The organism is Enterobacter cloacae complex sp. P15RS, assembly GCF_014895905.1.
Taxonomy (GTDB): domain Bacteria; phylum Pseudomonadota; class Gammaproteobacteria; order Enterobacterales; family Enterobacteriaceae; genus Enterobacter; species Enterobacter quasihormaechei.
Window position 1 is genome coordinate 21,875 of sequence record NZ_JADBQL010000007.1, and the last position, 13,066, is coordinate 34,940.

General features: G+C 59.2%; 14 protein-coding genes. 7 read left to right on the plus strand and 7 right to left on the minus strand.

What is annotated here, in order from left to right:
• The first annotated feature begins 67 nt into the window (after nt 1–67).
• The 7 genes from aroH (at nt 68) to IM267_RS04335 (ending at nt 7,295) form a co-directional block, all read left to right on the plus strand.
• Nucleotides 68–1,114: a 3-deoxy-7-phosphoheptulonate synthase AroH gene (aroH, locus tag IM267_RS04305; protein ID WP_107535182.1), complete on the plus strand. Its 1,047-nt coding sequence runs from the start codon at nt 68–70 to the stop codon at nt 1,112–1,114.
• 290 nt (nt 1,115–1,404) lie between these two features.
• Nucleotides 1,405–1,593, plus strand: a complete 189-nt coding sequence (gene hemP, locus IM267_RS04310; protein WP_193032880.1) for a hemin uptake protein HemP — start codon at nt 1,405–1,407, stop codon at nt 1,591–1,593.
• Nucleotides 1,594–1,669: 76 nt separating this feature from the next.
• On the plus strand, nt 1,670–3,652 hold the full coding sequence (locus IM267_RS04315; protein ID WP_193032881.1) for a TonB-dependent hemoglobin/transferrin/lactoferrin family receptor: 1,983 nt from the start codon (nt 1,670–1,672) through the stop codon (nt 3,650–3,652).
• A gap of 35 nt (nt 3,653–3,687) precedes the next feature.
• Entirely contained in the window at nt 3,688–4,716 is a 1,029-nt protein-coding gene (gene chuS / locus IM267_RS04320) for a hematinate-forming heme oxygenase ChuS (RefSeq protein WP_193032882.1), read from the plus strand.
• Nucleotides 4,713–5,531 (plus strand): hemin ABC transporter substrate-binding protein, encoded by an 819-nt coding sequence (locus tag IM267_RS04325; protein WP_193032883.1) that lies wholly within the window; start codon nt 4,713–4,715, stop codon nt 5,529–5,531. Before chuS ends, IM267_RS04325 begins: the two co-directional genes overlap by 4 nt.
• Complete coding sequence (locus IM267_RS04330) at nt 5,531–6,523, plus strand: iron ABC transporter permease (protein ID WP_193032884.1); 993 nt, start codon at nt 5,531–5,533, stop codon at nt 6,521–6,523. Before IM267_RS04325 ends, IM267_RS04330 begins: the two co-directional genes overlap by 1 nt.
• Nucleotides 6,516–7,295 (plus strand): heme ABC transporter ATP-binding protein, encoded by a 780-nt coding sequence (locus IM267_RS04335; protein WP_193032885.1) that lies wholly within the window; start codon nt 6,516–6,518, stop codon nt 7,293–7,295. The genes IM267_RS04330 and IM267_RS04335 overlap by 8 nt, the downstream gene beginning before the upstream one ends.
• On the opposite strand, the gene selO is transcribed toward IM267_RS04335, so the two are convergent.
• From selO to ihfA, 7 genes are all read right to left on the minus strand, one after another.
• Nucleotides 7,292–8,734 (minus strand): protein adenylyltransferase SelO, encoded by a 1,443-nt coding sequence (gene selO, locus IM267_RS04340; RefSeq protein ID WP_193032886.1) that lies wholly within the window; start codon nt 8,732–8,734, stop codon nt 7,292–7,294. The genes IM267_RS04335 and selO overlap by 4 nt on opposite strands.
• Before the next feature lie 61 nt (nt 8,735–8,795).
• Nucleotides 8,796–9,509 carry an EAL domain-containing protein gene (locus tag IM267_RS04345; RefSeq protein ID WP_193032887.1) on the minus strand — a complete coding sequence of 238 codons (714 nt, stop codon included), beginning with the start codon at nt 9,507–9,509 and terminating at the stop codon, nt 8,796–8,798.
• Between the two features lie 292 nt (nt 9,510–9,801).
• Nucleotides 9,802–10,266: an NlpC/P60 family protein gene (locus IM267_RS04350; RefSeq protein WP_063448974.1), complete on the minus strand. Its 465-nt coding sequence runs from the start codon at nt 10,264–10,266 to the stop codon at nt 9,802–9,804.
• A 72-nt stretch (nt 10,267–10,338) separates the two neighbouring features.
• A complete protein-coding gene (gene btuD / locus IM267_RS04355) occupies nt 10,339–11,094 on the minus strand; it encodes a vitamin B12 ABC transporter ATP-binding protein BtuD (RefSeq protein WP_193032888.1) in 756 nt (251 codons plus the stop codon).
• Entirely contained in the window at nt 11,094–11,645 is a 552-nt protein-coding gene (locus IM267_RS04360) for a glutathione peroxidase (protein ID WP_022650905.1), read from the minus strand. Before IM267_RS04360 ends, btuD begins: the two co-directional genes overlap by 1 nt.
• 33 nt (nt 11,646–11,678) lie before the next feature.
• Nucleotides 11,679–12,659: a vitamin B12 ABC transporter permease BtuC gene (btuC, locus tag IM267_RS04365; protein WP_193032889.1), complete on the minus strand. Its 981-nt coding sequence runs from the start codon at nt 12,657–12,659 to the stop codon at nt 11,679–11,681.
• 103 nt (nt 12,660–12,762) lie between these two features.
• Nucleotides 12,763–13,062 carry an integration host factor subunit alpha gene (gene ihfA / locus IM267_RS04370; protein ID WP_003857805.1) on the minus strand — a complete coding sequence of 100 codons (300 nt, stop codon included), beginning with the start codon at nt 13,060–13,062 and terminating at the stop codon, nt 12,763–12,765.
• Nucleotides 13,063–13,066: the final 4 nt, after the last annotated feature.

Consider the following 13,066-nt stretch of genomic DNA (forward strand, 5'->3'; position numbering starts at 1 on the left):
GGTTTAAGGTGATGCCCATCACTTCCCGGTAGTCTGCCGATGAAGCAAAAAATTTCTGAGACATTCCATGAACAAAACCGACGAACTTCGCACTGCGCGCATTGATAGCCTGGTCACACCGGCTGAACTGGCACAGTTGCACCCCGTTTCCCCCGAGGTGGCGGACCATGTGACGGCCTCCCGTCGTCGCATCGAAAAAATTCTCAATGGTGAAGACAAACGTCTTCTGGTGGTGATTGGCCCCTGCTCCATTCACGACCTGGACGCGGCGATGGATTATGCGAAACGCCTTCAGACGCTGCGCGAAACGTATCAGGATCGGCTGGAGATCGTGATGCGTACCTACTTTGAAAAGCCGCGCACCGTGGTGGGCTGGAAAGGGCTGATTTCCGATCCCGATCTGAACGGCAGTTACCGGGTGAATCACGGTATTGCCCTGGCGCGCAAGCTGCTGCTACAGGTTAACGAGCTGGGCGTGCCGACCGCCACCGAATTCCTGGATATGGTGACCGGACAGTTTATTGCCGACCTCATCAGCTGGGGCGCGATTGGCGCGCGCACCACCGAAAGCCAGATCCACCGTGAAATGGCGTCGGCGCTCTCCTGCCCGGTGGGCTTTAAAAACGGAACTGACGGCAATACCCGAATTGCCGTCGATGCCATCCGCGCGTCGCGCGCCAGCCATATGTTCCTCTCTCCGGATAAAAACGGCCAGATGACCATCTACCAGACCAGCGGCAACCCTTACGGCCACATCATTATGCGCGGCGGTAAAAAGCCGAACTACCACGCGGAAGATATTGCCGCCGCCTGCGAAACACTGGCGGAGTTTGACCTGCCGGAGCATCTGGTGGTGGATTTCAGCCACGGCAACTGCCAGAAACAGCACCGCCGCCAGCTGGACGTCTGCGATGAAGTCTGCCAGCAGATCCGCAGCGGCTCGACCGCCATTGCGGGGATTATGGCGGAGAGCTTTATCAAAGAAGGCACCCAGAAGATCGTGGCCGGACAGCACATGGTGTACGGCCAGTCGATTACCGACCCCTGCCTGAGCTGGGAAGACAGCGAACGGCTGCTGGAGAAGCTGGCTGCGGCGGTTGATTCTCGATTTTAAACCCTTGCCGGGTGGCGGCTAGGGGGGGGGGGGGGGGGGCGCGGGGGGGCGGGGGGGGGGGGGGGGGGGGGGGGGGGGCGCGGCGGGGGGGGGGGGGGGGGGGGGGGGGGGCCGCGGGGGGGGGGGGGGGNNTTCGTGCCGTTGTAGGCCCGGTAAGGCGTAGCCGCCACCGGGCGTTTCATTGCACAATTTTGATCCCGTCACACAATTTTCACAAAAACGCTTGCTGTGAAAATGCAGTTTATTGATAATGATTATCATTGTTACATTGATTGTTATTTATAAACATTATGTCACCGACCGATAACAGCGCAGCAACGCCAGTAAAAACACCCACAGCGCCATCCCCTGCTTCCACCGATCGCCGCATCGACAGCAAAAGCCTGTTGGGTGAGGAAGGCCGGGTGATTATCGAGCATGACGGCCAGCACTATCTGCTGCGCCAGACCAATGCCGGAAAACTGATCCTGACAAAATAAACCAGACAAAACCTTCGCCAGCCACCCAGGTGATCCCCAGGCAGCCAGCGCTTTTCAATTCTTATGGAGAGTTGCTATGCCACACCTGCAATCCGCGTCTTTACGCCCGTCCCTTCTGGCGCTGGCGATTGTCAGCACCCTGCCGGGCGTTGCGTTTGCCGCCGCAGACGATATCACCGTTACCGCCACCGGCAATGCCCGCAGCGCCTTTGAAGCCCCCATGATGGTGAGCGTGATTGACGCCACCGCCCCGGAAAACCAGACCGCCAGCTCCGCCGCCGACCTGCTGCGCAAGGTGCCTGGCCTGATGCTGGACGGCACCGGTCGCACCAACGGCCAGGACGTTAACCTGCGCGGTTACGACCGCCGTGGCGTGCTGGTGCTGGTGGATGGCGTACGCCAGGGTACCGATACCGGACACCTGAACAGCACGTTCCTCGACCCGGCGCTGATCAAACGTATTGAAGTGGTGCGCGGTCCTTCCGCTCTGCTGTACGGCAGCGGCGCGCTGGGTGGCGTGATTTCGTATGATACCGTCGACGCCAGCGATCTGCTGGACGCAGGTAAACACAGCGGCTATCGCGTGTTTGCTACCGGCGCGACGGGCGATCGCAGCATCGGAATGGGTGCCAGCGCCTATGGCCGCACCGATACCCTTGACGGCCTGGTCTCCTGGTCCAGCCGCGATCGCGGCGACATTCGCCAGAGCGACGGCGCGAGGGCACCAAACGACGAGTCCATCAACAATATGCTGGCGAAAGGCAGCTGGAAAATCGACCCGGCTCAGACCCTGAGCGGCTCCCTGCGCTACTACAACAACGACGCGCAGGAGCCAAAAAATCCGCAGACCACGGATGCCAACAGCAGTAACCCGATGACCGACCGTTCCACCATTCAGCGCGATGCTCAGCTTGGCTACCGCATAGCGCCCGCCGGAAACGACTGGCTGAACGCCGATGCGAAAATCTACTGGTCCGAAGCACGGATCAACGCCCAGAACATTGACGCCAGCGGCGAGTTCCGTAAGCAGACCACCAAAGGCGGCAAAGTGGAAAACCGCACCCGCCTGTTCAGCGACTCTTTTGCCTCGCACCTGCTGACCTACGGCGGGGAATACTATCGTCAGGAGCAACACCCTGGCGGCGCGACCACCGGCTTCCCGGACGCGAAGATCGACTTTAGCTCCGGCTGGTTGCAGGATGAGATCACCCTGCGCGACCTGCCGGTAATGCTTCTCGGCGGGACGCGTTACGACAACTACCGCGGCAGCAGCAGCGGTTACGACGACGTGGATGCGGATAAGTGGTCATCACGCGCCGGGTTAACCGTGAGTCCAGCCGACTGGCTGATGCTGTTCGGGTCTTACGCTCAGGCCTTCCGCGCGCCAACGATGGGCGAGATGTATAACGACTCGAAGCACTTCTCCATCGGCAGTTTCTACACCAACTACTGGGTGCCGAACCCGAACCTGCGTCCGGAAACTAACGAAACCCAGGAGTTCGGTTTTGGGCTGCGTTTTGACGATCTCATGCTCGCCAACGACGCGCTGGAGTTCAAAGCCAGCTACTTCGACACCAAAGCGAAAGATTACATCTCCACCACCGTCGATTTTGCGGCGGCCACCACCATGTCCTACAACGTGCCAAACGCCAAAATCTGGGGCTGGGACATGATGGCGACCTACTCGACCAGTCTGTTCAACCTCGACGTGGCCTACAACCGCACGCGCGGGAAAGATACCGACACGGGCGAATATATCTCCAGCATTAATCCGGACACCGTCACCAGCAAGCTGGATATCCCGGTGGCGCAAAGCGGCTTCTCCGTGGGCTGGATCGGCACCTTCGTCGAACGTTCAACGCACATCAGCAGCAGCTACAGCGAGCAGCCGGGCTATGCGGTTAACGACTTCTACGTCAGCTACAAAGGCCAGCAGCAGTTCAAAGGCATCACCACCACCCTCGTACTGGGGAACGCCTTTGATAAAGCCTACTGGTCACCGCAGGGCATTCCGCAGGACGGTCGCAACGGTAAAATTTTCGTCAGTTATCAGTGGTAATCCCCGTCGGGGCAACGATTCAGAAGGATAAGATTATGCGTCACTACACACGCTGGCTTGAGCTTAAAGAAGAAAATCCGGGTAAGTACGCGCGTGATATCGCCGGCTTAATGAACATCAGTGAGGCGGAGCTGGCTTATGCACGCGTCGGCCACGACGCCTGGCGGCTGCGCGGCGAGATCCGCGACATTCTGGCGGCGCTGGAGTCCGTGGGCGAAACCAAATGCATCTGCCGTAACGAGTACGCCGTTCATGAACAGGTCGGGGCGTTTACTAACCAGCACCTCGGCGGCCACGCCGGGCTGGTGCTGAATCCGCGCGCGCTGGATCTGCGTCTGTTCCTCAACCAGTGGGCGAGCGCGTTTCACATCAGCGAGGCGACCCCGCGCGGCGAACGCCAGAGCATTCAGTTCTTCGATCGTCAGGGCGATGCGCTGCTGAAAGTCTACGCCACGGATAGCACCGACGTCGCCGCCTGGGGCGACGTGCTGACCCGTTTTATCATTGCTGATAACCCCTCTTTGGAACTGGAAGCGGCCGATGCGCCCGCGCATGCCGAGCGCGCAGACGCCAGTACGGTAGAGAACGAGTGGCGCGCCATGACCGACGTGCACCAGTTCTTTAGCCTGCTCAAGCGCCACAACCTCAGCCGCCAGCAGGCGTTTCGTCTGGTCAGTGACGATCTGGCCTGTAAGGTTGAAAACAGCGCGCTGGCGCAGTTGCTGGAGACGGCGCGACGGGACGGAAACGAAATCATGATCTTTGTCGGCAACCGCGGCTGCGTGCAGATCTTCACCGGTGCGGTGGAAAAACTGACGCCAATGAAGGGCTGGCTGAACATCTTCAACCCGACCTTTACCCTGCACCTGCTGGAGGAGGCCGTCGCGGAGACGTGGGTAACACGCAAGCCGACGGCGGACGGTCACGTCACCAGCCTGGAGCTGTTTGCGGCGGATGGCACCCAAATCGCCCAACTCTACGGTCAGCGTACTGAAGGCGAGCCGGAGCAGAGCCTGTGGCGTCGCCAGATTGACGCCCTGACGCCGGAAGGACTGGCCGCATGAAAAACTGGTTTGCCCTGCTCTGCGCCCTGCCGCTGGTCGCCGCCGCCGCGCCGGAGAGAATTGTCGCCCTCGGCGGCGACGTGACGGAGATCGTCTACGCCCTCGGCGCGGAGTCCTCTCTGGTTGCGCGCGACAGTACCAGCCAGTGGCCGCAGGCAACGACAGCGCTGCCTGACGTGGGATACCTGCGCCAGCTCAACGCGGAGGGGATTTTGTCCGTGCGCCCGACGCTGGTGCTGGCAAGCGACCAGGCGCAGCCATCACTGGCGCTGAAGCAGGTTGAACAGAGCCACGTCAGGGTGGTGACCGTTCCCGGCACCCCGGACCTGCGCGCGATTGACGAAAAAGTGCGGGTGATAGCCCAGGCGACGCATCATGAGGCGCAAGGGGAAATCCTGCGCAGCTCGCTGCGTCAGGCGCTGGCGGCACTCCCCTCGTCACCGCTCAACAAGCGGGTGCTGTTTATCCTCAGCCACGGCGGGATGACCGCAATGGCGGCCGGGCAACAGACCGGCGCGGATGCCGCAATCCGCGCTGCCGGGTTGCAGAACGCCATGCAGGGCTTTACCCGCTATCAGCCGCTCTCGCAGGAGGGAGTGATGGCCAGCCAGCCGGATCTGGTGGTGATCTCGCAGGACGGCCTCACCGCGCTGGGCGGTGAAGAAAATCTGTGGAAACTGCCCGGCCTGGCGCAAACGCCAGCGGGACGAAACAGGCAGGTGCTGGCCATTGATGACATGGCCCTGCTGGGCTTTAGCGTCCGTACGCCGAAAGCCATTCAGCAGCTGCGAACCAGAGCGGAGCAACTGCCCTGATGTCCCGGCGCATCACGCTCTCGCTGTGGCTTCTGGCGGGGGCGCTCACCGTCATAACGTTCACCGCCACCGGTTTTGGGGCGTTACGCCTGCCGGTGAACGTGCTGTGGAGCAGCAGCGATGAGACGCTGCGCCAGATCTGGCTAACCATCCGTCTGCCCCGCGTGCTGCTGGCGCTGGTGATTGGCGGATCGCTGGCGCTTGCCGGTTGCGTCATGCAGGGACTGTTCCGCAATCCGCTGGCCGACCCGGGCCTGCTCGGGATCAGCAGCGGCGCGGCGCTGGCCGTCGCACTCTGGGTGGTGCTTCCGCTCTCTTTGCCCGCGCTGATGATGCTCTACGCCCCGATGCTGGCGGCATTCATTGGGGCGCTGGCGGCCACAGCCGCGATCTTTCTGCTCAGCCGACAGCGTAACGGCTCGCTGTCACGCCTGTTGCTGGTGGGGATCGCCATCAATGCCCTGTGCGGTGCGGCGGTAGGCGTACTTTCGTGGGTCAGCAATGACGCGCAGCTTCGCCAGCTTTCGCTCTGGGGAATGGGAAGTCTCGGTCAGGCGCAGTGGTCAACGCTGTTGGCCGTGACCTCGCTGATGGTGCCTGCCGTTCTGGCGATCTGGCGTTGTGCCAGCGCGTTAAATTTGCTGCAACTGGGTGAAGAGGAAGCGCATTACCTTGGCGTGGACGTTGCCCTGGTACAGCGAATCTTACTGTTTTGCAGCGCCCTGCTGGTCGCGGCGGCTGTCGCCGTCAGCGGCGTGATTGGCTTTGTCGGGCTCGTGGTGCCGCACCTGATGCGCATGTGGCTGGGTGCCGATCACCGCGCAACGCTCCCCGGTGCGATACTTGCGGGCGCGCTTCTGCTGCTGGTGGCGGATACGGTGGCGCGCACCCTGGTCGCCCCGGCAGAAATGCCGGTCGGCCTGCTTACCAGCATCCTTGGTGCCCCCTGGTTCTTATGGCTTATCTTTCGGCGTGGAGAACAGCATGGCTGAACGCTATACGGCTGAAAATCTTACCCTTACCCGGTCTGGCCGCACGCTGACGGATAATATTTCGCTGTCACTGTCGCAGGGAGAGCTGGTGACGCTGATCGGCCCCAACGGTGCGGGGAAATCGACGCTGCTGCGGCTGCTGACAGGCTACCTGAAGCCCGACAGCGGCCGCTGTTCGCTGGCGGGGAAAACCCTGGGCGAATGGCCGCCGGAAACGCTGTCCCGCTATCGGGCGGTGATGCGCCAGCATACTCAGCCAGGATTTGACTGGCAGGTGGAGGAGATCGTTGGAATGGGGCGTGCGCCCTGGACGCGGCACCCGGAACCGTCGATTGTGCGTGAGGTGTTGCAGCTGACCGGTTGCCTGCCGCTGGCCGGCAGGCGCTATCATGCCCTCTCGGGCGGCGAGCAGCAGCGCGTTCAGCTCGCCCGTGCGCTGGCGCAGCTGTGGCGTGACGGAACGCCGCGCGGCTGGCTGTTTCTCGACGAACCCACTTCCGCGCTGGATCTCTATCACCAGCAGCATCTGCTGCGTCTGCTGAAATCCCTGACCCGTCAGGGCCATCTTCACGTGTGCGTGGTGCTGCACGATCTCAACCTTGCCGCGTTATGGTCAGACAGGATCCTGCTGCTCCACAACGGGAGGATTGTTTCTGAGGGCATGCCGGAGACAGTTTTGCAGGCCGACGCGCTGGCCCGCTGGTACGGTGCACAGGTGCACGTCGGCACGCATCCGGCGCATGCCGCGCCGCAGGTTTTTCTCGCCCCTTAGCTTGAGCAGCTCACTTCCAGCCGCTTGCCCCAGTCCGGCGGGCGGCTGACATAGTCATCGTCCCGGTCGGCAAACGGCGTACGCAGGGCGAGATGCAGCCGGTGCAGCTCGGTATAATCCCCCTGCTCTGCCTGCTCAATGGCCCGCTGCGCCAGCCAGTTGCGCAACACCATCGCCGGGTTAACCGCCTTCATCTGCGCCTGACGGGTATCATCGTCAATCTGCTCCTGCTGCAAACGCGCGCGGTAAGCGGCAAACCATTCATCAAACGCCTGTCGATCAATGAACTCGTCGCGCAGCGGTGACGCGGCGCTCTGCTGCATGGTCTGGCTGAGCATACGGAAGATTCGGGTATAGTCGCTGCCTTCCCGCGCCATGATCGCAAACAGCCCATTCAGCAGCGCGTTATCGCCTTTTTCCTGCGTCATGAGGCCCAGCTTGTTGCGCATTAACGCGCCGTATTCCCGCAGCAACACCTCCTGATAGCTGTCGAGCGCATCGTTCAGGGCATCGACGTCGATAAACGGCGACAGGCTTTGTGCAAGACGCTGGAGGTTCCACAGCCCCACCGCAGGCTGGTTGTCGAACCGGTAACGCCCCTGATAGTCCGAGTGGTTACAGATGTAACCCGGCTGATAGTCATCAAGGAAGCCGTACGGACCATAGTCAAACGTCAGCCCCAACAGGGACATATTGTCGGTATTCATCACGCCGTGCGCAAAGCCGACGGCCTGCCAGCGGGCAATCATGGAGGCGGTGCGCGCGACGACATCGCGGAACCAGAGAACATAGCGGTCCGCTTCGTTTTGCAGATGCGGCCAGTGACGACGAATGGCGTAATCGGCAAGCTGGCGGACCTTATCCGGCTCGCGGCGATAATAGAAGTGTTCAAAATGGCCGAAACGCAGATGGCTTTCGGCCACGCGGATCAGCATCGCTCCCTGCTCCATCGTCTCGCGGGCAACCGGCGTGTCGCTGGTGACAATCGACAGCGCGCGTGAGGTGGGGATCCCCAGCGCATGCATGGCTTCCGACGCCAGACCTTCACGGATGGTTGAGCGCAGCACCGCGCGGCCATCCCCCATGCGAGAGTATGGGGTCAGCCCTGCCCCTTTCAGGTGCCAGTCGCGCGTTTCGCCATTCGGCAACACCTGTTCACCCAGCAGGATGCCGCGACCATCGCCGAGCTGTCCCGCCCAGACGCCAAACTGATGTCCGCTGTAAACCTGAGCCAGCGGCTTCATGCCCGGAAGCAGCGTTTCGCCACCCCAGACGCCGGCACCTTTTTCTGGCTGAAAAAGAGACGAAGGGATGCCAAGCGAATCCGCTAACGCATCGTTATGCCAGATCAGACGCGCATTCTGTAAAGGCGTTGGCTTAAGCGCGGTGTAAAAGCCGGGTAGTTCATCATGCCAGTGGGCAGTAAAAGACAGGGTCATAAGTCCTCCTGCTTTAAGTGTAGAGGGTTTCCCTGAACGTAAACACGGGTGAAGAAAGGGGTTATTGCTGAACGAGGGTCGTGACGCGTTCAGCCGGGACGGCAGGCCACAGGGTGCCCTGCATTGCACCAAAATTGAAGGACAGCACGCGTTGCAGGATGCCGTGATCGTCAATTCCTGAGACCATGACCGACTGACAGTGCGGCGCGATTTGCCAGAGGATAGCGCGCATAAAAGGCTCAAAGGAGAGCGCCGAAACGCGCTGCTGGATGAAGTTTTTATCCAGAATGACCCGTTTGAACAAACCATCATAAACCGGCTTAAGGGACGCTGCCCCTGCACCAAAGTTAGCCAGCACTAATGGGAAATGGATCGCCATTCTTGCCAGCGTCAGATCGTCTTTTCCGTTATTTAAACCTGGATAGTTCTCATTAACAGTAAACTCAAGAAACGGATAACGCTCAAGGATTGAAACAGCGTTCTCATTAGTTAATAAAAACTCAACAATTGCGGGTGTAATATTGATCCATGCAATTAACTGATGCTGAATAAAAAATAGCTTACAGGTATCGAGTAATTGCAGTTTCTCCTGAAACAGCGCTAATTCATCTTCCCGGGAAAGATGCGGGATAACCAGTTCCGTCGGGATTCGTACGTCCGTACCCACGCCAGTAAAGTTAACCAAAATCTCTAAACCTTTAAGCAAACCTGCACTATCACGCGCCGGAAGCAGTAAAAGTTCAGACTGGTAAGCATTATCTAGCGTAATAATCATCGCGCTTGTCCTGCATTAAAGATGAGAGAGAACATCCTGGAGCAATTGCAGGCACAATTCCACTGTCTTGATTTTAATAAGTTTAATTTCATTCTTTCCGTATTAATTTTCAGATTTTTCCCTGAATCTTTAATAATTTTATCCTGGTTATTGAATAATAGCCAGTTTTAGATAAAACAGGCACATGCCGACATAAATAATTGGGCAAAAATTTAACTTTAATCAACCCGTAAGAAAAGCCTGACGGCTATATTCACCGCCAGGCTCCCCGCACTGCATCTTTATGCATCGGTTAAATACGTCTGGCCTGCCAGAAGTTTTTACGCCAGTAAACATTATCGAGAGAGGAGCGCATCACGCCACGGCTGGTCGAGGCATGAATGAACTGATTATCGGTGTCATAAATACCGACATGAAGGCCGCTTTCACCGGAGCCTGTTTTAAAAAAGACCAGGTCGCCGGGCAGGAGCTCGTCTTTATCAATCTCAGTGCCGATCTCCGCCTGCATACGCGTTTCACGCGGAAGCTGTAGATCAAATTTATCGCGGAAGGTCATCAGCACGAATCCCGAGCAATCCACCCCGCCCCGGCTCATGCCACCGTAGCGATAGGGAGTGCCGCGCCAGTTGCTGAGCTGATCGTTCAGGCTGGCAATGACCGTAATGGAATCGGAAAGCCGTGGGTTGGGCGGAGGAGCACGATGGCTACTGCATCCTGCAAGAAAGAGCGCCGCAACAAGGAGAAACCAGAATCGCATTTCAGACGAATCCTCTGCTTTTTTTGTTCTTTCGGTAATTTAGCGTGCATCTATGCGGCTGTGCAAGAAAGGTTATTCCTGCGCCGTGGAGATGAGCATCTTGTGGCCTTCAATATCCAGCCTCCGGAACGACATGTGGTAAGCACTGGCAAGATTGGGAGCCGTCAGCACGCTGTCGCGCGGTCCGCTGGCAATCAGCTTGCCACGGGCCAGTAACCACACCCGATGGGCGTGGCGCAACGTATGGTTTAAATCATGACTGCTCATCACAATGGTAATGCCCTTGCGGCAGAGCGCGCTGAGCAGGGCATCCAGCGCGGCCTGCTGGGCAACGTCCAGCCCGCTCATCGGCTCGTCCAGCAGCAGCAACCGCCCGTGAGGATTTCCGGACGGATGGATCTGAAGAATGACGGCGGCCAGACGCACGCGCTGCCACTCGCCGCCGGAAAGCTGGCTGGCCTGTCGGGTGAGCTTATCGTCTAACCCGAGCGCCGCGGCAACGTCGTGGAGCAATGCCACCTGATTTTTATCAGGCAGATGCAGCGTCAGGTAGTGCCAGACCGGCATCGCAAACGGCGGCATATGCTGCTGAACCAGATAGCTTCGACGGGAGGCGAGCGTGGCGGGTAGCCATTTGTCAAGAGATTGCCCAAGAAAGGTAATCTCCCCTTCCCCGGCAGTCAGCCCCGCCATGCGCGCCAGCAGCGTGCTCTTCCCGGCACCGTTTGGCCCAACCAGGTGAAGTATTTCACCTGCGTTGACGGTGGCGGTTACAGGCTCAAGACGTCCCTTCCCGGCAACGTCTGTGAGCTGCATCAGGAGCGACATTATTTCGCCAGCGCCAGCTTGATAGATTCCATCACGATAGGATCTTCAGGCGTCATGTCCGGGGAAAAACGCTGCACGACCTGACCGTCACGGCCAATCAGGAATTTTTCGAAGTTCCACAGAATATCGTCCGGATAGAGCGGCGCCCGGCCTTTGCTTGCCATGCGCTCGTAGAAACCACTCTCTTCAGGCGCAACCGCAGTCGGCGCCGCGGCCACCAGCTTGGCATACAGCGGATGACGATTTTCCCCGTTCACATCAATTTTGCTGAACATCGGGAACGTCACGCCATAGGTCGTGCTGCAAAAGGTCTTAATCTCCTCTTCGCTGCCCGGCTCCTGCCCCAGGAACTGGTTGCACGGGAAGCCGAGCACGGTAAAACCGTCTTTTTCCCAGGCTTTATGAATATTTTCCAGCTGTTCATACTGCGGCGTCAGGCCGCATTTCGACGCCACGTTCACGATGAGCAGCACCTTGCCCTTGTAGCCTTCCAGCGTGGTTTTCTCGCCGTCAATGGTGGTCACTTCGGTATTCAGAATATCAGACTGCATAGCATTCCCTCAGGTTGACTTACGGGTAGTGTGTTAACGTCCAGCTTTCAATAATAGCCAGATAAAGACCGGCGCGCCCAGCGTCGCGGTCACCACGCCAATGGGCAGTTCTGCGGCGGTCAGAGCGAGCCGGGCGATGATATCGGCAATCAGCAGCGTTGCCGCCCCGGCAATCGCCGTGGCCGGGAGCAGGGTTCGATGGTCCGTAATGCCGCACAGACGCAGCATATGCGGGATCACCAGCCCAATAAAGCCAATCGCGCCCGCCAGCGCCACGCTTACGCCCACCATCCAGCCGATGGCGATAACCAGCACGTTGCGCCAGAACCCAATCGGCATCCCAAGCTGACGAGCAGACGTTTCACCCAGCGCGAGCATATTCAGCGGCTGCGCCTGGAATGCCGTCCACAGAATGACCGGGAGCAGGAGCAGCATCAGCCACCCCTGACGCCAGTCAACGCCCCCAAAGCCCCCCATCATCCAGTACATCAACTGGCGCAGATCAAAAGAGGTGGAGAAGTAGACGGCCCAGGTCATCAGCGCACTACAGATGATCCCTAACGCCACCCCGGCAAGCAGCAGTCGGCTGGTGGATAAGTGGCGTCGGGCAAAGCGCAGCAGGATGAGGGTTATCAACAGCGCGCCAACAATGGCGCTGAGGCTAATCCCCCCGGCGGAGAGCTCGCCTCCTCCCAGCATCACGGCGGCGATTAGCCCGACGCCTGCGCCATTCGACACCCCCAGAAGACCGGGTTCCGCCAGCGGGTTTTCAAACAGTGCCTGCATGATCGTGCCGCACAGCGCCAGGGCAGCGCCGACTAAAACGACCGCCAGCGTCCGCGGCAGGCGGATCTGCCAGACAAAGATCTGTCCCTCCGGCGTAAACCAGCTTGCCGGCCCCAGCCACCGATCGCCCGCACACAGGCTGACCGTGGTGGCGATAAGTAACAGCACCCCAAGCAGACACAGGCGGCGGAGATCGGAGCGGTGCTGGCGACGGGCAAGATCAAGCATAGACGATAGGTTATCCGGTTGAGATATCATTGATTTTACGGCGGGTTTGGCAAATAGCGCAAAGAAAAAAGGCCGCGTGAGCGGCCTTTTTAGTTAGTTCATATTACTCTGCTTTGGGCGTTGCGTTTTCGACACGGCTTTTTAACTTCTGACCGGGTCTGAAGGTCACCACGCGGCGGGCTGTAATGGGAATATCTTCCCCCGTCTTCGGGTTACGGCCCGGACGTTGGTTTTTGTCTCGCAAATCAAAATTGCCAAAGCCGGAGAGTTTTACCTGCTCACCATTTTCCAGAGCACGACGGATCTCTTCGAAAAACAGCTCTACCAGCTCTTTGGCATCCCGTTTGCTAAGCCCAAGCTTATCAAACAGATATTCTGACATTTCAGCTTTTGTAAGCGCCATAGGT

Bases quoted from the DNA above. Each gene is read 5' to 3' on its own strand.
- aroH (WP_107535182.1), top strand. From the start codon at position 68: ATGAACAAAACCGACGAACTTCGCACTGCGCGCATTGATAGCCTGGTC.
- hemP (WP_193032880.1), top strand. From the start codon at position 1,405: ATGTCACCGACCGATAACAGCGCAGCAACGCCAGTAAAAACACCCACA.
- IM267_RS04315 (WP_193032881.1), top strand. From the start codon at position 1,670: ATGCCACACCTGCAATCCGCGTCTTTACGCCCGTCCCTTCTGGCGCTG.
- chuS (WP_193032882.1), top strand. From the start codon at position 3,688: ATGCGTCACTACACACGCTGGCTTGAGCTTAAAGAAGAAAATCCGGGT.
- IM267_RS04325 (WP_193032883.1), top strand. From the start codon at position 4,713: ATGAAAAACTGGTTTGCCCTGCTCTGCGCCCTGCCGCTGGTCGCCGCC.
- IM267_RS04330 (WP_193032884.1), top strand. From the start codon at position 5,531: ATGTCCCGGCGCATCACGCTCTCGCTGTGGCTTCTGGCGGGGGCGCTC.
- IM267_RS04335 (WP_193032885.1), top strand. From the start codon at position 6,516: ATGGCTGAACGCTATACGGCTGAAAATCTTACCCTTACCCGGTCTGGC.
- selO (WP_193032886.1), bottom strand. From the start codon at position 8,734: ATGACCCTGTCTTTTACTGCCCACTGGCATGATGAACTACCCGGCTTT.
- IM267_RS04345 (WP_193032887.1), bottom strand. From the start codon at position 9,509: ATGATTATTACGCTAGATAATGCTTACCAGTCTGAACTTTTACTGCTT.
- IM267_RS04350 (WP_063448974.1), bottom strand. From the start codon at position 10,266: ATGCGATTCTGGTTTCTCCTTGTTGCGGCGCTCTTTCTTGCAGGATGC.
- btuD (WP_193032888.1), bottom strand. From the start codon at position 11,094: ATGTCGCTCCTGATGCAGCTCACAGACGTTGCCGGGAAGGGACGTCTT.
- IM267_RS04360 (WP_022650905.1), bottom strand. From the start codon at position 11,645: ATGCAGTCTGATATTCTGAATACCGAAGTGACCACCATTGACGGCGAG.
- btuC (WP_193032889.1), bottom strand. From the start codon at position 12,659: ATGCTTGATCTTGCCCGTCGCCAGCACCGCTCCGATCTCCGCCGCCTG.
- ihfA (WP_003857805.1), bottom strand. From the start codon at position 13,062: ATGGCGCTTACAAAAGCTGAAATGTCAGAATATCTGTTTGATAAGCTT.